This window comes from Sphingomonas sp. CROZ-RG-20F-R02-07, from assembly GCF_022662335.1.
Lineage (GTDB): Bacteria > Pseudomonadota > Alphaproteobacteria > Sphingomonadales > Sphingomonadaceae > Sphingomonas.
In genome coordinates this window covers 46,083-63,623 of the sequence record NZ_JAKNQJ010000015.1, presented here as the reverse complement: position 1 = coordinate 63,623, position 17,541 = coordinate 46,083, and the positions used below count along the sequence as shown (strand labels likewise).

Genomic DNA, 17,541 nt, shown 5'->3' with positions numbered 1-17,541 from the left:
GCAGGTAGGTAGAGCCGCTACCTTACTGCGGTCATGCAAGGATTGTGGCCCCTCGGGCATGATCGGCTACCAATACAGCAGGGGCGGCTCGTCACAGGCTGTAAGCTCGAAAGCTCGATAATTTCAATTTTCAGGCGTGGTCTTCGTGAGCTCATCAAGCGCCCGCCAGACCACTGGCGCGATATGGCTCAGGTCGAACGCATGGTAAGCCTCGCCCGCGATCGGCACGACGACGGCCCTGCCCCCGGCGGCCGCTTGCAGCTTCTCAGCGGCGGTAAAAGGTACAACCTCGTCCTTCTGCCCATGCATAATCAGTACAGGCATGCGCAGCTGATGGATCGCAGAGAGGTTGTCGAAGCTATCCTTGTAGAAGGGGCGCTGTGCCGCGGGAACAACGCTGCTGAATCGGTCGAAAGCACCGAGGGTGACCACCGCATCTACGGGCTCCCCGACGGCAGCATGCAGGGCAACAGCGGCGCCCAGCGCATCGCCAAACAAAAACAGTCGTCCACGCGGCTGTAAATGCCGCGCCAAACGAACGAACGCTCTGCCGTCATCATAAAGACCGTGTTCGCTTGGCGTGCCCCGATTGTCGCCATATCCCCGGTAAGAGGCAACGAGGACTCCGTGCCCGCCTTCGGCAAACGCTTGAGCACGGAACGCGGCGGTGTCCCGGTTCCCTACCCGACCCGGCATGTAGACGATTAAGTCTTCGTCCTTAGACGTCGCCGGCCAATACCAACCGGTCAGCTCGACGCCATCCGCGGTGACGGTTCGAACAGGGACAGGTGTCCGTCCCGACCACGTAAGCCTTCTTCCATCTATTGCCGAGGGCTGATAGAGTTTGTTGCTTACCGGGTTCACGCACGCTGATGGCAGGCTCGCAAGAACGACAGCGGCGGCGTAAAGCATCCATGCAATCGGTTTCCGGTCTCGTCGACGCGCAAGAGGGCGCACGACATGATCGTAAGAAGTGCTCACAAACTTGATGTCCTGCAATTTCGGCGATCGTGCATGCTTGGCTTAAAGAAGTCGAGAATATATCGCTTACAAGTGTCTCGATTAGAGACGGCGTAGACGGTACGATTTCAAACCGGATTGCTCGGGCAGCTCGCAATGAAGGCGTCCTGCAACCTACCATCGTGTCATTGTGCGCCGACGCTACAAGCTTCGAGTGAGGATCGGCACAGCTAACCGCGAACGGAGCGATCAGAAAGACGCGAGAGATCGACTCGATCCGTTGGCTCAACTACCATCATCACCAAGCCAATATTCGGACAATTTTCAACAGATTGGGTCCAACAGCGATCGGGAAGCATTCTGTTTCCGACGCCCCCTGACACGAAGGTCGGTGCGGTACGTCAGGAGAGAGTCACATGATTAAGATGATGATCGCTACCGCTGCCGCGATGACTTTGACCAGTGCCGCTGGCGCGCAGATGATGGCTGGCAACTCAAGCGCCATGCAGAGCAGCTCGATGTCCACCTCGAGCGGCAAGATGCCGGCGAAGCACATGATGTCGCATAAGAAGACAATGCATAAGAAGGCCATGCATAAGAAGACGATGCCAAATACAGACTCCTCGATGGGGCCGTCGAACAGCAATAGCCCTATGGGAAATAACATGTAATGGGACGCTGAAGGTGTGGTGGCGGATTCAACTTTTGCCGCCCGCTTTCTGCATCACCCTGAATGCTAGGTTCCAACTAGGTGTTTGATCCCACGGTTTGCTGGTGCGATCCTTTCGTTTGAATGGAAGGAAGCCATATGGGGCAAGTACGTCACGGGAGCGCCACGACCACGCACGCCGTCAGAGCAGCAATACAGCGATCGCAAGCTTCGCTCTCGACGCTGAGCCGAGAGCTGGGGATCAACCCGAAGACGGTCGCGAAGTAGCGTAGGCGGGCGACGCTCGAGGATCTGAAGACTGGGCCGAAGGCCCCTCATTCAACGACCCTGACCCAAGCTGAGGAGGCGGCCGTCGTCGGGTTCCGGCGTCACACGCTCCTGCCGCTCGACGACTGCCTCGACGCATTGCAGCCATCGATCCCTCATCTGACGCGCTCAGCGCTGCATCGATGCCTTTAGCGGCACGGCATCTCTCGCCTGCCGGACATCAAGGGTGACAAGCCGAAGCGCCAGCGCTTCAAGCGCTATCCGATCGGCTTCTTTCACGTCGATATTGCGGAAGTGCAGACCGCCGAAGGCAAACTTTACCTGTCCGTCGGCATCGACCGCACCAGCAAATTCGCGGTCACCCCGTTTGGTCGACAAGGCCGATCGACGAACGGCGTGGGAGTTCCTCGAACAGCTGCTGACAGCGGTGCCGTACCGGATCCACACGATCCTGACCGACAACGGCATCCAGTTCGCCGAGCAGCCCCGAAACCGGAACACTGCCTGGTCGCGCCAGATGCGCTTCGACATGATCTGCGAGGCAAACGACATCGAGCACCGGCTCACAAAGCCGAACCACCCTTGGACCAATGGTCAGGTCGAACGAATGAACCGCACGATTAAGGAGGCGACCGTCAACGCTTCCACTACGAAAGCCATGACGAGCTACGGACGCACCTCGCTGACTTCATGGCTGCCTACAACTTCGCCCGCCGGCTCAAGACGCTCAGCGGCCTCACACCATACGAATACATCGCTAAAATCTGGGCTTCAGAGCCTGAGCGGTTCATCGTCGATCCGATCCACCAGATGCCGGGACTAAACACCTAGGGGGCGGCGCCGCCCGGCAGCGTCGTATCAGGAATTGTCGCCACCGGCGCGACCTGCTTCACGACAGTGCGGCGCATCGGTGCGAGTTTCGCAAGCAGCCGGTTTTGCGCGCCGAATGGCACATGCTCGGTGCGCATCGCGGCCTGCAGGTTTTCCACAAGCGCCGCCATGTCGGCGTCTTGGATGCCCATATTGGCATGGGCGTCGTGCATCGTTCGGCCGCTATAGGCGCATCCGCCGCCCAGGATGTAGCAGAGCTGTTCCTTCAATGTCCGGCGCAGGCGGACCACGTCCTGCCCCTTGAAGATGTCGGTAATGCGCGGGTCGCCAATACTGCGATCGATCGTGCCGTCGACGATACGGTCGATACCGGGCTTGCGATGGAAGGCGTGCCACAGCGCGGGGCCGCGGAACGGAGTCGCGCCGGCGTTGGCGTCGTGATGGACATAGGGCGCGACGGGCTCCTCGACCGGCGGCGCGGTCGTCTGGAGCAGGATCGCCAAAGTCATTGTGAGGATCATCGGCAGCATCGGTCGTTCACCCGCGGACTAAGAGCGTCACAAGCCGCCCTGCAGCGACAGGAATAGCCCGTGCTGGGTCTTTACCGTAGCGATGTCGCCGAGATCGGCATAGGCGGCGGTGATCGACAGGTTGCGGCGCACCGCCCAGGCGGCAAACACGTCGTAGCTATTGTCCTCATGCGCGAAGCCCAGATTGTCGGGCTTCGTGCGATATTCGCCCCCGATCAGCAGGGAGCGCGTCAGAAGCCGCCCTGCCGACCCCTCGAACTGCGCGCTCCGGTTCGGATCGCGGTCGCCGCCGAAGCCGAGCAGGCCGAACTGGTTCGCTTTGGTGAAGCGGACCGTAGCGTTCAAGACGAGGCTCTGCGCCAGCCACACCTTGGTGGCGGCTAGGTAGAAGTCGGCATTCGCCGTTTGGGCGGCCCCGACCGCATGAAGCACCGCGCCGCGGTCGGCGATCTTGTACTGCACGCCCGCCGCGATCTGCGGCAAGATCGTATCCTGGTCCCAGACCGCATCGCCGATCAGGCGTACCTTCGCGCCGAGCACATGCTGTCCGAAGGTGAAGCCATGGCCGAGACCGAGCGCGGCGCCGGCGGCGCGCGTGTCGAAGCGTTGATAGGCGTAGGACAGCTCGACCCGGTTCAAGAGCCCGACCGCGGCCCCCGCCGACGCCAGATCAAAATCGGGCAGCGCAACGTAGGTGGCGTGCGCGGTGCCGCCGATGCCGTCCTCGGTTTCGTGGCCGGCAATCACCGCCCAGGTCGCGAGCCCGCCACCGGCCGCGCCCTCGATCGAGGCTACGCCATCGGTCAGCAGCAGCTTGCCCCCGCTGCGCCGGTCCTGCGCGGTCGCAGGGACGGTCAGCATGGCGATCGCCAGGACTGCGGCAGGAACGGAGAATCGCGACATCATCCGCAACTGTGCGCGCGTGATAGTTATCGAATCGTCAAAGCCTGCTTCACGTCCTGGCAATCACGCGGTCGTAACGCCGCCATCATGTCGATCCGCTTCCCCCTCTTCGCGCTCGCCTGCCTGTCGCCGGGTGCCGTCCAGGCGGCAACGGTGACAATCGACCTACGCGGGCCCGATGGCAGTCCGCTGGCGGATGCGGTCGTGATGGTGGAGGTGCCCGGCGCGCATGTCGTGCAGCGCGGCCCATATGTGATGGAACAGAAGTCGATCGCCTTCCAGCCTCACGTGCTGGTCGTGCCGATCGGCGCGACGGTGTCGTTCCCCAATCGCGACGCCTTTCGCCACCACGTTTATTCCTTCTCGAAAGCCAAGAAGTTCGACCTGAAGCTGTACGGCCGCGACGAGACGCGCAGTGTCGTTTTCGATCAGGCCGGGACCGTGGCGCTGGGCTGCAACATCCATGATTCGATGAGCGGTTTCATCATCGTGTCGAGCACGCCCTATGCAGCGAGGACGGACAAGGCGGGCCGCGTCACGATTGCTGAAGTGCCCGCGGGCGGGGCGCGGTTGCGCGTCTGGTCGCCCGCGATCCACGCGCCCGACAACATGATGGTGCAGGCGATCACGATCGCGCAGTCAGGCTTCGCGACCAGCATCGTGGTCCGGCGGTGATCGGGCTGCCACACCCGCGCCGCTTCGGCCGACTTCGGACGAAACTGGCGGTGCTGTATACCGGACTTTTCGCGCTCGCTCTCGCGCTGCTGGGCGTCACCGCGCAGGCGCTGATCCGGGCGCATGCGGAATCCTCGACCAAGGCCGAACTGGTCGCGAGCGGCACAGTCTATGACGGGCTGTGGGCGCTGCGGTCCAAGACGCTGGGCGACACTGCGGCGGTGCTGGCGCATGATTTTGGGTTTCGGACTGCGGTCGCGACCGGGGACCACGCGACGATCAATTCCGCGCTGGCCACACTGCGCGAACGGGCCGGCGTTCCATTGGTGATGGTGGTCAACATGGACGGTCGGGTCATCGGTGCGCCGCCGGTACTGGCGGGGCTCGTCGCCGGGGTGGCGATGGATCTTCAGCCCGGGCGCCACGATGCGGTCGTCGTTGCGGGCAATGCGGTCTACCGCGTCGTTGTCTCACCAATCATGGCACCCACGCGGATCGGGTCAGTTGTGTTCGCGCTGCCGCTGGATGCCGCGGAAATGCAGTCGCTGCAGGATCTGTCGGCGATCCCTCTGACCGCGACAATGCTCCACCGCGATGCCGCCGGTCACTGGGTCAGCGCAGATCGATCCGTCGTCGCGGATGCCGCGGTTGATGCGCTCGTCGCATCATCCTATAAGCATCGTTCGTTAGTGATGCTCGACTTGACCAGTGGCCGTGCCTTTGCGCTCGCCAAGCCGCTGACCGGGCCGAACGGTGGCGACCAGGCCGCCTTGCTCCTCCGCTATCCGCTCAGCGCCGCGCTCGCGTCGTATCTGCCGCTGCAGGTCGGGCTGGGACTGGCGGGGCTTGTGGGCGTGCTACTCGTCGTGCTCGCCTCGGCCCGGCTAGCGCGCGGAATCGCTAGCCCGATCGCCGCGCTGGACGCGGCGGCGCGTGCGCTGGAAGAAGGGGCGCGGACCGAAGTCGCGGTCGTCGGCCACGACGAACTCGCCCGGCTGGCGGAAAGCTTTAACCGCATGTCTGCGGGCATCGTGGAACGCGAGCATCGGATCTCGCATCTGGCGTTCCACGATCAGCTGACCGGCCTGCCCAATCGCACCTATTTCCGCCAGGCACTCGAGCAGGCGCTGGGCCGCGGAACAGGCCGGCGCAACCCGGTGGCAGTCCTGTGCCTCGACCTCGACGGGTTCAAGGGCGTCAATGATACGCTGGGCCATCCGGTCGGCGACGCGCTGCTGCGCGAGATCGGCGACATTCTGACCGCGCTGACGCCCGACTGCCTCGTCTCGCGGCTGGGCGGCGACGAATATGCGATTATCCTTTCGGGCGGGTTCGATGCCGATCGCCCCCGCATGCTTGCCCAGGCCATCATTGACCGCGTCGCCAAGCCGATGCAGGCCGAGGGCCACCAAGTCGCCACCGGGTTCAGCATTGGCATCGCGATCGGCCCCGACGACGGCCTCGATTCGGACCAGCTGCTGAAGAATGCCGATTTGGCGCTGTACCGCGCCAAGCGCGACGGGCGCGGCGTGTTTCGTTTCTTCGAACCCGCACTCGACGCGGCCGCGCGCCGCCGTCGCCAGCTGGAACTGGACTTACGCGAGGCGTTGCAGACCGGACAGTTCCGCCTGAATTTTCAGCCGATCTTCGACCTGAAGGCGGACCGGATCGGTGGATTTGAGGCGCTGCTGCGTTGGAACCACCCGACCCGCGGCGAGGTCGGCCCGACCGAATTCATCCCCGTCGCCGAGGATACCGGGCTGATCGTGGCGATCGGCGAATGGGTGATGCATGAGGCGTGCCGCCAGGCGACGGCGTGGCCCGAGCATATTCGCGTCGCGGTCAACGTCTCGCCGCTGCAATTCCGCAGTTCGGGGTTTCAGGCAGTGATTCTTCAGGCGCTGGCGCGGAGCGGCCTGCCCCCCAACCGGCTGGAAGTCGAGATCACCGAATCGGTGTTTCTAGACGGCGAGGCACCCGTCATCGCACTGCTCCATGGGCTGCGCGCTATGGGCGTGCGCGTGGCGCTCGACGATTTCGGCACGGGCTATTCCTCGCTCAGCTATCTCCGCAGCTTCCCGTTCGACAAGATCAAGATAGACCGATCGTTCGTCACGCACGTCGCAGAAGACAGCAGCAGCGCCGCGATTGTCCGCGCGATCGTCGACCTGGCGCATGCGCTGAACATGGAAACCACCGCGGAAGGCGTCGAAGACGGCGACCAGTTGGAACGGCTGCGCGGGCAAGGGTGCAGCAGCATCCAAGGCTATTTTTTCAGCCCCCCGGTCGAAGGATCGATAGTCGCGGCGCTGCTGGCTATGAACATGGCGAAAGCGGCCTGACGCCGACGCTGGGGCGGACCGCTCCCATGTTCCGTATCATTTCCCAGGGGTTCAGCGGCGATAGGCGGCGACGCCGAACGATGCGACGGGGCTGGAGGGGGTGATGTGACGCACTCGCAATCGACCGGCAGCTAACGCCCAGTTTTCGCCATTGTGGGCGCTCGGCGGCTTGCCCCGAAGCCGCCGCTCGTTCAGCTTGCTGTAGATAAAACGAGCGCTGCTGATCCTTTGATAATCGGTAGCAAGCGGTGTCGGGACAAACTAGTCGGCAGTGGCTTCATGTCCGCGCCGGTACGGCTCGTCGCCGAACGGCTGCTGGGTCTGATTGCATGATGTAAGGGAACCAGCGCCATGCCAGTGAACGTTTATCTGAAACTCACCGGACCGAACATCATCGGTGAATCGACCAGCCCGGAACATGTCGGCGAGATTCAGGTGCTGTCCTGGACTCATAGCTTCAACCAGCCGACCAAGGTGGCGCGTAGCAGCATCGGCGGCGGGGCAACCGACGAGGCGGTTCACGGCGATTTCAGTTTTTCCAAGTACCTCGACACCGCGACCGATGACCTGCTTAGATACTGCTGGAACGGCAAGCAGATAAGCAAGGGAACACTGACGTGCTACCGCTCTGACGGCGATGATGCCTCGATCCTCTATCTTCAGATCGATATGGAGGGAATTATCGTCTCCAACGTGAGTATTGGCGGGGGGCAAGGGGATCTCCCGACCGAGAACATCTCGCTGGCTTATGGCAAGGTGACCTACAGTTATAAGTCGCAGAAGCCCGACGCCGGCGGGGTGCAGCCCGTCTCGCACGACCTCATCAAGCAGGTGGTGACCTGAGCCGACCGTGACCGCCGGTAGCGGCAGCTAGGCTGGCCTTCCGCCGAAAGCTGCCCTTCCGCTTTCCACCACGTCGCGCCGTTCGTTATGGCTGAGGATGGTGGAAGCCGACATTCGGCAGCGGCGTCACCGACCTCACAAACGCGGAGCTAACGATAGCCGCTAGCCAAGATCAAAAAGCGGGACCAAGCTAGTCGTTGTGCAGCCCAAGGCACCGCCGATCGATGGAGAGAGAGATGCGCTGGCTCGTCGCCCTAGGGGCGATACTTCTGGTAAACGTAGGTGGAGCAGCGCGCGCAGACAGCTGGATACCACCAACGAGGCAGTCGTTCTTATCGCCGGGCAAGACGGCGCGCCTCACCGTTATCCCACGCGAGATCGCGAGCCCGCTCGCCTACTTCGACGATAAGGTGAAGGGTCGCGAGCCGGCCGGACAGGCTAGCGGCGGCGAGCGCCGAGCCCGAGGCATTGTCGAACGTCGCACATCCTCAGGATGGCTGACAGTTTGGCAAGGCCCGCTCGCTAATGAAGTGTCACCCGTCTCGGCGCTCGTGAGCGACGACGGCACCCACGTCGTCACCTTCGACAATTGGCACAGCATGGGTTTCGGTGTGAACGTGGTGGTGATCTACGGCGCGGACGGAACGGTGGTGCGGTCGCTCAGATTGGAGGATTTCCTGCCGGCGACGTACATCAGCGCGCTTCCCCGCTCGGTCAGCTCTCTCGAGTGGCACCGCGCGGACCGGCTAACACTTGATGGCCGACAAGTGCTGGTTGCAGTTGTGGTTCCAGCGGTAGGCCGAGCGCCGTTCGGCCCATCGGCAACGGTGGAGATGGCAGTTGATCTCGCGACGGGGGCGGTGACCCCGCCAGCTGGCCCTGCGTGGACGCGCGCACTCGCATCCGCCGCGCAGGTGAACGCGACCGACGCTGCGTATGAAGCCCATCGCAAGGCTGCCTTCGTTGCGCCTCTGCGCGCCCCAACTGGCACCAGCGAACCCGAGTGGCATGAATATTTGCGCGAGGCATTCCTCCGACTCGATCCCGATTGGAAGTCGCGCTCCGCTTCCACAACCGTGCTGCGGACGCCGGGTGCGAACGACTATGCTCCATCGGAAGGCTGGGTTCGCGACGACCTTAACCGCGGGTGGGAAGACGACGTAATGATGATGGCTGCGCCGGCGGCCCCCGGACGGCTGGCCGCGATTATAGTCGAAACGGCTCGGCAGCTAAAACCGGGAAGCCGGCACACGGTTCGCGTCTATGTCGCGGTGCCGGAGGTCCAGGCCGCCGCGATTCGCGCGGCTTTGGTCCCCAGCGGGGCAACCGTGGTGCGGATCGACACGGCAACTCCGATACCGCAGCGCCTAGCGCGGTTGCACGGTGAGGTGCCAGACGACTAAATGAACGTCCTAGAGGACAAGTGAGTTTCTCCTTTGCGTTGCCGGTAGTAGCCACAGTGGCGGCGCAATGTCCGTATCTGGGCGATTGCCGACAGGCAGCTTTGAGAAACAAAGGTGCGAGCGGCGGCGCCGGGAACGGCAGCTAACCGCTCGTTCGTCCTTAAACCTGCCGGTCCGCTAACGGCCAAAACACGCCACAGCGGCGGCAGACAATCAACGCCGCCTCGCTCCGATGAACCGCCGGATTAATGGCCTCGCGCTGGGCACAATTGCTCCCAGCGCCCATCTAGCCTATAATGGCGGCGCGCCGTGTGAAAGCCACGGCGTGGGGCTTAGTAACCTCTTTCGATGAACTCGGTCGCTGATCTCAGGGGCCGGGTGGCATGCGCGCATGTCCAGCCGGTTTCACCGGTAAAGGCGTATGCGCCTGCTCATCGAACAGGTTACTAACATCCGGCTTCGGCCGCTGCCCCGAGTGGACATAAGGGCGGCGTAGAGCGAAGCTTCCATCGTCGCCCCTCAATGCGGGGGACGTGCCATCGACATCGTTACGCGACCCCCGACCATGAACAGGGGGATCTACCGATGTTTCGAACGCTAACGCATATCTTCGACTATTCAAGCCGCTCAACGCGACGAGAATACTGGTCGTTCTTCGTCGGTCTAGCTATCCTCATCATCATAGCCGGCGCTTGGGTTGCCAATTATCAGAAGACTCACTTTGGCCTCTCGCCGCAGTTCAGCGATGATGACGCGGCAGGGTGGGGCTTCGCGCTGTTTATCTTTGTCGCGTTGCCTGGCCTTTCGCTGAAAGTACGCCGCTTTCACGACTTTGGCTGGTCGGGCTGGTCCGTGCTCTGGATCTTCGTACCGGTCGCGAACATCGTTTTTGAGCTGATGCTCCTATTTCGCGGCTCGGCCGGGACCACAGCGATCGACAGCCGCGCCGAGCCATCACAGATCACGATCTACAACACCCCCAGCGCCGGTGTCACCGACGCTAGCAGGGCCGCTACGTCGCACGTCGACGAGATCACGCGTCTGGCGGACCTTCATAGCCGGGGCATGCTGACGTCAACCGAGTTCGCGGCGGCCAAAGCTCAAGTTTTGCGCCGATAGTCGCGCCAGTCGTGGAAGACCCATCTTCCACGCCTACCCGCCTAACCCATCGCCGTAACAAGCCCTTCAAACATCATTGGAGACGTACCATGAGGTCACGACCGACATCGCGCACCTGTGCATTATCAACGCTTACGCTGATCACAGCGTCACTTGCGTTGGCCGGGTGCGACAAGCTGACGCCTAACGGTCAATCCGATACCATGACCCTCCTGAAGGCCGGCTCTGAGCGGGTTTGCATCGCACCGGACGTACAGAAAACGCTGCGGGGCCTCATCCTGCCCAAACCGGACACGAACAGCAGCGCTGACGATGCAAAAATGGTTGCCGACGCAGCGGCCTCCTTCGACATCACCTTCGAGCTGACGACACTGCAATCCGCCGACAAAAACGTTAACCGCGTCACGTGCAACACGAGCGCCAAGATGTCGGAGATGAATGGCGACACTCGCTCGTTCGCGATCACTTACGATATCAGTCCGTCCGCCGAACGCCCCGGCAGTTTCGTCATTACGGGCAATGTGGAGGAGGCACGGACATTCGCCAACAACGCCATCAATAACATCGTCGCACATCAACTCGCGGCAGAGCAGCAGGGGAAGGAAGCGGAAGAAGCTGAGCGGGCGCACCAGCAGCTTTTGGCGGTACTCACGCCTAAGTGGTTGGTGGGAACTTGGATCGGGATCGAGGCCGCCCCAACCGCTTGCGCGAACGGAATGGGCCTGACCCTTGCGGCAAATCATACGGCGCAGACTCGCATCCTAAACGCGCGGTGGGCGCTGACCAGCGACAAGCTTCACCTAATTGGCTCAACGCCTAGCGGCCCCTTCGATAAAACACTGACTATCACCGAGGCTGATGCCGATTCCTTCAAACATGAAGGTGACGAGCAGGGTGCCTTCCGTCGCTGCACGCGCGAGGAGATCAGCGATACCGGGCTTCCCGACGTGATCGCCCCGCCGCCCGAGACGCCGCCGAACTGAAGGCAGCCGTCTGCTCAGACAACCTCACTCGCTCGGAGACGATCGATGCGCCTTATCATGACCACAGCTGCCGTGCTCGCCGCTGCGCCCGTAATTGCCCAAGTCACTTCGCCCTTCGTTGGTCCCCTGCCGAACACCGTCATCCTAGACGGCGGCTGGCAGATGACGCCCCAAGCTAATCGCTGCATGCTGACGCATCGTGGATCTGGCCCTGGTCAGGACATGGCGATCATCGCGCCCCTACATAGCGACAAGATCGTCCTGGCGCTCGTGCTGCCAACCCGGGGCGCGTTCACCGCCCCGGTCCAAGTGACCGTGGTCGCGCAAGGTGACAGCGCAGAGCAGATCGGGAGGGTGACGTTCGACGCGACGAGCGGTGCGCTTGGCACGTTGCTCATGGCCGATTGGCCTGCCGACAGCCTGCTCCCACGCGTCGTTCAGGCGAAGCGGCTCAACTTCTACACGCCGGACCATCGTCTCATTCGATCAGTCATGCTGGATGGCAGTGCTGCGGCCGTTGACACGCTAAACGCGTGCCGCGGCGTGACCGCAAAACCTCAGAGCACAGCGCCCAACCCAAACCAACACCACGTCATCGATCTCGGCTGGGTGCCCGAGTTCGATCACGATGGCTGCGGCATCAGACGCATGACGCGTGACGGCAACGAATTTGGTCTGCGCTATACACGCCGTGACGGGATGGTGGCCGTGTACCGGATGCACAAGGGGCCACGCTACGATCAAGGCGAAGCCGTGCCGATCCGCTTCGGTTTCTGGCAGTCTGGCGGCAACGGTTCGCCGGTCGAGATCGCTGGTGCCACCTTGTCCGTCACCATGCACAGCACCAACCCAGGAGATGGCCCCGTGCTGTTTGCACCCGGCTCGAACCCGCTTCTTGGCAAGCTCCGGCTGCCCGACCTGAGCACACTCACCATCAGCAGTGCCCCTGCGCCGGCCGGTCGCGTCGATGATATCGTGAACCTCAGCGGATCGGTGAGCGCGACGCAGGGACTGGCGGTCTGCATGCGGATGCTGCCTAAGTGAATGACGCTCGACCCAGCTGCCCGACGCCACATGCGGCAAAGTGACATCCACCGACACGGTGCTTGCCCGGTGATTGCTGCTTGAAAGCAATCACCGGCACAGCTGTTGATTCATCACGCTAACATATTGATTTTGTTGGTCGGGGCGACAGGATTCGAACCTGCGACCCCCACACCCCCAGTGTGATGCGCTACCAGGCTGCGCTACGCCCCGACCGAGGGCAGGCCGACGCCGTCGAACCTGCCCGAGCGGCGCGCACTACGCGCAGGCACCGCGCGATGCAAGCCGTTCCGTTCGTCGGCGATCCCGTCCTCTTTCGCCCGATGCCCACGTCGCGGCAAACATTGCGCAGGCGACCAACCGATGATAGCGGGCGAGCCATCCGCGCGGGCGTAGGCCGTCCGCCGACCAGACACGTCGGGATCCCATGCTCATTTCCCCCGCCTACGCCCAAGCCACGGGCAGCACCGCCGCCGGCGGCGCCGCCGGCATGATCCAGTTGTTCGCGCCCTTCGCGCTGATCTTCGTGGTGTTCTATTTCCTGATGATCCGCCCGCAGCAGAAGCGGCAAAAGGCGTTCCAGGCGATGCTCGCCGCGGTGAAGAAGAACGACACGGTCGTCACCGCCGGCGGCATCGTCGGCAAGGTCACGCGCGTCGAGGATGCGCATGTCGAGGTGGAGATCGCCCCCAACACGCGCGTCCGCGTGGTGAAGGCGACGCTGACCGACATCGTCGGCGCCAATTCCGCCAAGCCGGCGAACGACTGAACCGATGCTCGATTTCCCCCGCTGGAAGGTCGCGTCCATCATCGGCCTGCTGGCCGTGCTGTGCGCGCTTGCGATCCCGAGCTTCCTGCCCGAATCGGTCACGAACCGCTGGCCGGTCCACCCGCGGATCAACCTGGGGCTCGATCTGGCGGGCGGCAGCTATCTGCTGCTCGAGGCGGATACGAACGATCTCGCCAACGCGCGGATCGAGACTATGCGCGAGCAGATCGCGACCGAGATGCACCGCGGCACGCCCGACATCGCGATCGGCGACATCTCGACGCGCGGCGGCCAGCTCTCTTTCCTGCTGCGTGACCCCGGCCAGGTGGATGCGGCGCGCGAGCGGTTGCTGACGATCACCGGCAGCGGCGCGGGCATGTCGGGCCAGCGCGAATGGGACATCAGCGTCGTCGACAGCTCGCGCTTCGTGCTGCGCCCCACCGCGGTGGGGCTGACCCAGGCGATCGAGACCGCGATGAAGGACGCGACCGAGGTCGTCCGCCGCCGCATCGACGAACTCGGCACGCGCGAGCCGACGATCGTCCAGCAGGGCACCGACCGGATCGTCGTCCAGGTGCCGGGCCTGCAGAACCCGCAGGCGCTGAAGGACCTGCTCGGCAAGACCGCGAAGCTCGAATTCAAGCTGGTCGACCAGAGCGCCGATCCCGCGCAGCTCGCCAAGGGCATCGCCCCGATCGGCAGCCAGGTGCTGCCTTATCCCGGCAACCCGCAGGGCATTCCCTTCATCGCGGTGAAGCGCGCGACGATCATCTCGGGCGACCAGTTGACCGATGCGCGGCAGGAGTTCGAGCCGCAGACCAATGCGCCGCAAGTGTCGATCACCTTCAACAGCCAGGGCGGCAGCCGCTTCGCGCGGGTGACGCAGGCGAATACGGGCAAGCCGTTCGCGATCATCCTCGACAACAAGGTGATCTCGGCGCCCAACATCAACGAGCCCATCCTCGGCGGCCGCGCCTCGATCTCGGGCAACTTCACGGTCGAGAGCGCGAACCAGCTCGCGATCGCGCTTCGCTCGGGCAAGCTGCCGATCGCGCTGAAGGTGATCGAGGAATCGACCGTCGGCCCCGATCTCGGCGCGGATTCGATCCATGCCGGCATCCTCGCCTCCGCGGTCGCGGTGGCGCTGGTGGTGGCGTTCATGCTCGTCACCTATGGCCGGTTCGGCGTCTATGCGAACCTCGCGGTCGTCATCAACGTCTTCGTGATCCTGGGCGTGCTGGCGCTGCTGAACGGCACGCTGACGCTGCCGGGCATAGCCGGCTTCGTGCTGACGATCGGCACCGCGGTGGACGCCAACGTGCTCATCAACGAGCGCATCCGCGAGGAACGGCGCCGCGGGCGCAGCGTGATCCAGGCGGTGGAGCTGGGCTACAAGGAGGCGTCGCGCACGATCTTCGAGGCGAACGTCACGCATGCGATCTCGGGCGTCATCATGCTGGTGCTCGGCTCGGGGCCGGTGAAGGGCTTCGCGGTCGTGCTGCTGATCGGCATCGCCACCAGCGTGTTCACGGCCGTCACCTTCACGCGCATGATGGTCGTGCTGTGGATCCGCAAGAACAAGCCGAAGACGATCAACATATGACCGTCTTCTCCCCCGTCATTCCCGCGCACGCGGGAATCCCGCTTCTCTCCATCCGCGCGAACAGCGGGACCCCCGCCTGCGCGGGGGTGACGGAAGGCTAGACCGATGCGCCTGCTCAAACTCGTTCCCGACGACACCAACATCGATTTCGTCCGCCTGCGGAAAATGGCGTTCGCGCTCACGCTCGCGCTGTCGATCGCGGCGATCGCGCTGGTGTTCGCGCGCGGCCTGAACTTCGGCGTCGATTTCGCCGGCGGCCTGATGATCGAGGAAAAATTCGCCAGCCCGCCCTCGGTGGACGCGGTGCGCAGCGCGGTCGACCGGCTGGGCGTGGGCGAGGCCTCGCTCCAGCAGCTCGGCGGCAACAATTCGGTCACCATCCGCCTGCCGACGCAGAAGAGCGCGGACGAGGGCGCGACCAACGCCGTCGTCAAGAAGGTGGAGACCGCGCTCGCGCAGCAATTCCCCGGCGCCACCTTCTCGCGCTATTCGACCGTATCGGGCAAGGTTTCGGGCGAGCTGGTGCAGCACGGCCTGCTTGCGGTGTTCCTCGCGATCCTGGGCATCGGCCTGTTCGCGATCTTCCGCTTCGAATGGCAGTTCGGCGTGTCGACCATCGTCGCGATCATCCACGATCTGCTGATGACGCTCGGCTTCTTTGCGCTGACGCACCTCGAATTCGACCTCAACATCGTGGCCGCGGTGCTGACGATCATCGGCTATTCGATCAACGACAAGATCGTGATCGACGACCGGATCCGCGAGAATATGCGCCGCTATCGCAAGATGGACATGCGCCAGATCATCAACCTGTCGGTGAACGAGACGCTGCCGCGTACCGTCATGACCTCGGCGACGATCCTGCTGGCGCTGGTCGCGCTGCTGCTGCTCGGCGGCCATGTGCTGCGCGGGTTCACCGCGGCGATGATCCTGGGCATCTTCGTCGGCACCTATTCGTCGATCTACGTCTCGTCGTCGCTGCTCATCACCCTGGGCCTGCGCGCCGAGCCGAACCGTGCCAAGCCGGGCACGCTCGACAATGCGGAGCGCGTGGGGCCGCGCGAGAAGCGCTGATGCGGATGGAGCGGGGCCCCCGCACCGACGGCCCGATGATCCAGGCGATCGGGCCGCAGGGGTTCAAGGTGGACGAGGGCTATTATCCCGCGCTGCTGCTGACGCCGACGCGCGCCGACGGGTGGACGCCGCCGCCGATCGCCGCGCTCGAGATCGCCGCGCTCGAACCGATCCTCGGCGCATCGCCCGAATTCGTCCTGCTCGGCACCGGGCGCACGCTCGTCCAGCCGGCACCCGCGCTCCGCCGGGCGCTGGAGGCGCGCGGGATCGGGATCGAGGCGATGGACAGCCGCGCCGCCGCGCGCGCCTGGGGCGTGTTGCGCAGCGAAGGCCGCGGGATCGCGGCGGCGCTCTACCCGCTCTGACGCGCGGCCATCAGGCCGGCGAGATGCGCGTGGAGCCCGGCCGCATTCGCCGCCCAGGAATAACCCGCCGCTGCCGCCTTCACGGCCTCGGTGCGGGGCGGCGCGCGTAGCAGATCGGCGATCGCCGCGGCGAAGGCCGCCGGGTCGCGCGCGACCACGCGCCCCGCCTGCTCGTCGCTCAGCAGCTCGCGTGCGCCGCCGGCATCGGTGACGACGATCGGCGTCCCCGCCGCCAGCGCCTCGACCCAGGCATTGGCCAACCCCTCCGAGGCCGACGCCAGCGCCATCACATCCGCCGCCGCCAGCAGTCGCGGCAGATCGTCATGCGCGACGCCGCCGAGCAGCTGCACCCGGTCGCCGATCCCGGCGCGGGCGATGTGAGCCTCAAAACGGCCGCGCTCCGGCCCCTCGCCCGCTATCCACAGGGCGACGCCCGGCAGCCGCGCCACCGCGTCGATCACCACATCATGCCCCTTGCGCGGGATCAGCGCGCCGACCGCGACGATCAGCGGCCCCGTCACGCCGAGCGCCGCGCGCGCCGCCGTGCGGTCGACCGCGCCGAACCGCGCATGATCCACCCCGGTGCGGTGAACCCGGATCGCGTCGGCGGGCATGCCCAGCGCGATCATGTCGCCCCGCATCGCCGCCGACACCGCGAGCAGCCCGTCCGCGCCCTGCCCCGCCTGCGCCACCTGCCGCGCGGTGGCCGGTGCGCGGCCCCAATGATGGACATCCGCGCCGCGCGCCTTGATCGACACCGGCACGCCGTAGCGCCGGCCCAGCCGCACCGCCGCCACGCCGTCCGGGAAGAAAAAGGAGGCGTCGATCACGTCGAACGCCAGCGCATCGAGCACGGGCACGATCGCACGTTCCATTGCCCGCGCGTGGAAGCGACCGCCGGTGAACGGCAGCGCGGCGAAGCGCGGCCGATAGACGTCGAGGCCATGCCACCGCTCGCGCAACGGCAATCGCCCGAGTGCGGCATGACGGTCGCCGCGCGACAGCGGCCAGGGCGGCATGCCGATCGGGGCGACCATCGTGACGGCAACGCCCGGCAGCGCGGCGAGCGCCGCCGTCTGCCGCTCGACGAAGACGCCGAAATTGGGCCGCGTCGCGTCGGGAAACAGCGTCGAGAGGGTCAGCACGCGGAGCATGATGCG

Annotated in this window: 16 protein-coding genes, 1 tRNA gene and 1 pseudogene; 12 read left to right on the top strand and 6 right to left on the bottom strand. The window is 64.4% G+C overall.

Translation table 11 applies throughout. The features are described from left to right. Window positions 1-123: 123 nt before the first annotated feature. Complete coding sequence (locus L8H00_RS16380) at window positions 124-912, bottom strand: alpha/beta hydrolase (RefSeq protein ID WP_242098377.1); 789 nt, start codon at window positions 910-912, stop codon at window positions 124-126. A 460-nt stretch (window positions 913-1,372) separates the two neighbouring features. Then, window positions 1,373-1,627 (bottom strand): hypothetical protein, encoded by a 255-nt coding sequence (locus L8H00_RS16375; protein WP_242098376.1) that lies wholly within the window; start codon window positions 1,625-1,627, stop codon window positions 1,373-1,375. A gap of 141 nt (window positions 1,628-1,768) precedes the next feature. On the opposite strand from L8H00_RS16375, the pseudogene L8H00_RS16370 reads away from it, so the two are divergent. Beyond that, window positions 1,769-2,728, top strand: a pseudogene (locus tag L8H00_RS16370) (IS481 family transposase). On the opposite strand, the gene L8H00_RS16365 reads toward L8H00_RS16370, so the two are convergent. Together L8H00_RS16365 and L8H00_RS16360 are read right to left on the bottom strand one after the other, a co-directional pair. Beyond that, the gene (locus L8H00_RS16365) at window positions 2,725-3,249 is read right to left on the bottom strand and encodes a group 1 truncated hemoglobin (protein ID WP_242098375.1); all 525 of its coding nucleotides are present in this window, start codon (window positions 3,247-3,249) and stop codon (window positions 2,725-2,727) included. The pseudogene L8H00_RS16370 and the gene L8H00_RS16365 overlap by 4 nt on opposite strands. Window positions 3,250-3,285: 36 nt before the next feature. Beyond that, window positions 3,286-4,119, bottom strand: coding sequence for a DUF3034 family protein (locus tag L8H00_RS16360; RefSeq protein ID WP_242098374.1), 834 nt, complete (start codon window positions 4,117-4,119; stop codon window positions 3,286-3,288). A gap of 129 nt (window positions 4,120-4,248) precedes the next feature. Here L8H00_RS16360 and L8H00_RS16355 point away from each other — a divergent pair, with 129 nt between their 5' ends. From L8H00_RS16355 to L8H00_RS16325, 7 genes are all read left to right on the top strand, one after another. Next, window positions 4,249-4,836, top strand: a complete 588-nt coding sequence (locus L8H00_RS16355; protein WP_242098373.1) for a methylamine utilization protein — start codon at window positions 4,249-4,251, stop codon at window positions 4,834-4,836. A 50-nt stretch (window positions 4,837-4,886) separates the two neighbouring features. Then, on the top strand, window positions 4,887-7,178 hold the full coding sequence (locus L8H00_RS16350) for an EAL domain-containing protein (protein WP_242098372.1): 2,292 nt from the start codon (window positions 4,887-4,889) through the stop codon (window positions 7,176-7,178). Window positions 7,179-7,529: 351 nt separating this feature from the next. Further along, window positions 7,530-8,021 carry a type VI secretion system tube protein Hcp gene (locus tag L8H00_RS16345; RefSeq protein ID WP_242098371.1) on the top strand — a complete coding sequence of 164 codons (492 nt, stop codon included), beginning with the start codon at window positions 7,530-7,532 and terminating at the stop codon, window positions 8,019-8,021. A gap of 236 nt (window positions 8,022-8,257) precedes the next feature. After that, on the top strand, window positions 8,258-9,424 hold the full coding sequence (locus tag L8H00_RS16340) for a hypothetical protein (protein WP_242098370.1): 1,167 nt from the start codon (window positions 8,258-8,260) through the stop codon (window positions 9,422-9,424). 585 nt (window positions 9,425-10,009) lie between these two features. Then, window positions 10,010-10,543: a DUF805 domain-containing protein gene (locus L8H00_RS16335; RefSeq protein WP_242098369.1), complete on the top strand. Its 534-nt coding sequence runs from the start codon at window positions 10,010-10,012 to the stop codon at window positions 10,541-10,543. Between the two features lie 203 nt (window positions 10,544-10,746). Continuing rightward, window positions 10,747-11,526, top strand: a complete 780-nt coding sequence (locus L8H00_RS16330; RefSeq protein WP_242098368.1) for a hypothetical protein — start codon at window positions 10,747-10,749, stop codon at window positions 11,524-11,526. Between the two features lie 57 nt (window positions 11,527-11,583). Then, window positions 11,584-12,570, top strand: a complete 987-nt coding sequence (locus L8H00_RS16325; protein WP_242098367.1) for a hypothetical protein — start codon at window positions 11,584-11,586, stop codon at window positions 12,568-12,570. A 136-nt stretch (window positions 12,571-12,706) separates the two neighbouring features. Here L8H00_RS16325 and L8H00_RS16320 read toward each other — a convergent pair. Then, a tRNA-Pro gene (locus L8H00_RS16320) sits at window positions 12,707-12,783 on the bottom strand. Window positions 12,784-12,997: 214 nt separating this feature from the next. Here L8H00_RS16320 and yajC point away from each other — a divergent pair. From yajC to L8H00_RS16300, 4 genes are all read left to right on the top strand, one after another. After that, a complete protein-coding gene (gene yajC / locus L8H00_RS16315; protein ID WP_242098366.1) occupies window positions 12,998-13,339 on the top strand; it encodes a preprotein translocase subunit YajC in 342 nt (113 codons plus the stop codon). Between the two features lie 4 nt (window positions 13,340-13,343). Beyond that, window positions 13,344-14,942, top strand: a complete 1,599-nt coding sequence (secD, locus tag L8H00_RS16310; protein WP_242098365.1) for a protein translocase subunit SecD — start codon at window positions 13,344-13,346, stop codon at window positions 14,940-14,942. Between the two features lie 105 nt (window positions 14,943-15,047). After that, window positions 15,048-16,016, top strand: a complete 969-nt coding sequence (gene secF, locus L8H00_RS16305; RefSeq protein ID WP_242098364.1) for a protein translocase subunit SecF — start codon at window positions 15,048-15,050, stop codon at window positions 16,014-16,016. Beyond that, the gene (locus L8H00_RS16300; protein ID WP_242098363.1) at window positions 16,016-16,381 is read left to right on the top strand and encodes an Mth938-like domain-containing protein; all 366 of its coding nucleotides are present in this window, start codon (window positions 16,016-16,018) and stop codon (window positions 16,379-16,381) included. The genes secF and L8H00_RS16300 overlap by 1 nt, the downstream gene beginning before the upstream one ends. On the opposite strand, the gene L8H00_RS16295 is transcribed toward L8H00_RS16300, so the two are convergent. Then, window positions 16,369-17,535, bottom strand: a complete 1,167-nt coding sequence (locus L8H00_RS16295) for a glycosyltransferase (protein WP_242098362.1) — start codon at window positions 17,533-17,535, stop codon at window positions 16,369-16,371. The genes L8H00_RS16300 and L8H00_RS16295 overlap by 13 nt on opposite strands. Window positions 17,536-17,541 lie beyond the last annotated feature (6 nt).

Excerpts from the sequence above, each read along its gene's own strand:
- L8H00_RS16380 (WP_242098377.1), bottom strand. The coding sequence starts at position 912 with ATGCTTTACGCCGCCGCTGTCGTTCTTGCGAGCCTGCCATCAGCGTGC.
- L8H00_RS16375 (WP_242098376.1), bottom strand. The coding sequence starts at position 1,627 with ATGTTATTTCCCATAGGGCTATTGCTGTTCGACGGCCCCATCGAGGAG.
- L8H00_RS16365 (WP_242098375.1), bottom strand. The coding sequence starts at position 3,249 with ATGATCCTCACAATGACTTTGGCGATCCTGCTCCAGACGACCGCGCCG.
- L8H00_RS16360 (WP_242098374.1), bottom strand. The coding sequence starts at position 4,119 with ATGCTGACCGTCCCTGCGACCGCGCAGGACCGGCGCAGCGGGGGCAAG.
- L8H00_RS16355 (WP_242098373.1), top strand. The coding sequence starts at position 4,249 with ATGTCGATCCGCTTCCCCCTCTTCGCGCTCGCCTGCCTGTCGCCGGGT.
- L8H00_RS16345 (WP_242098371.1), top strand. The coding sequence starts at position 7,530 with ATGCCAGTGAACGTTTATCTGAAACTCACCGGACCGAACATCATCGGT.
- L8H00_RS16340 (WP_242098370.1), top strand. The coding sequence starts at position 8,258 with ATGCGCTGGCTCGTCGCCCTAGGGGCGATACTTCTGGTAAACGTAGGT.
- L8H00_RS16335 (WP_242098369.1), top strand. The coding sequence starts at position 10,010 with ATGTTTCGAACGCTAACGCATATCTTCGACTATTCAAGCCGCTCAACG.
- L8H00_RS16330 (WP_242098368.1), top strand. The coding sequence starts at position 10,747 with ATGACCCTCCTGAAGGCCGGCTCTGAGCGGGTTTGCATCGCACCGGAC.
- L8H00_RS16325 (WP_242098367.1), top strand. The coding sequence starts at position 11,584 with ATGACCACAGCTGCCGTGCTCGCCGCTGCGCCCGTAATTGCCCAAGTC.
- yajC (WP_242098366.1), top strand. The coding sequence starts at position 12,998 with ATGCTCATTTCCCCCGCCTACGCCCAAGCCACGGGCAGCACCGCCGCC.
- secD (WP_242098365.1), top strand. The coding sequence starts at position 13,344 with ATGCTCGATTTCCCCCGCTGGAAGGTCGCGTCCATCATCGGCCTGCTG.
- secF (WP_242098364.1), top strand. The coding sequence starts at position 15,048 with ATGCGCCTGCTCAAACTCGTTCCCGACGACACCAACATCGATTTCGTC.
- L8H00_RS16300 (WP_242098363.1), top strand. The coding sequence starts at position 16,016 with ATGCGGATGGAGCGGGGCCCCCGCACCGACGGCCCGATGATCCAGGCG.
- L8H00_RS16295 (WP_242098362.1), bottom strand. The coding sequence starts at position 17,535 with ATGCTCCGCGTGCTGACCCTCTCGACGCTGTTTCCCGACGCGACGCGG.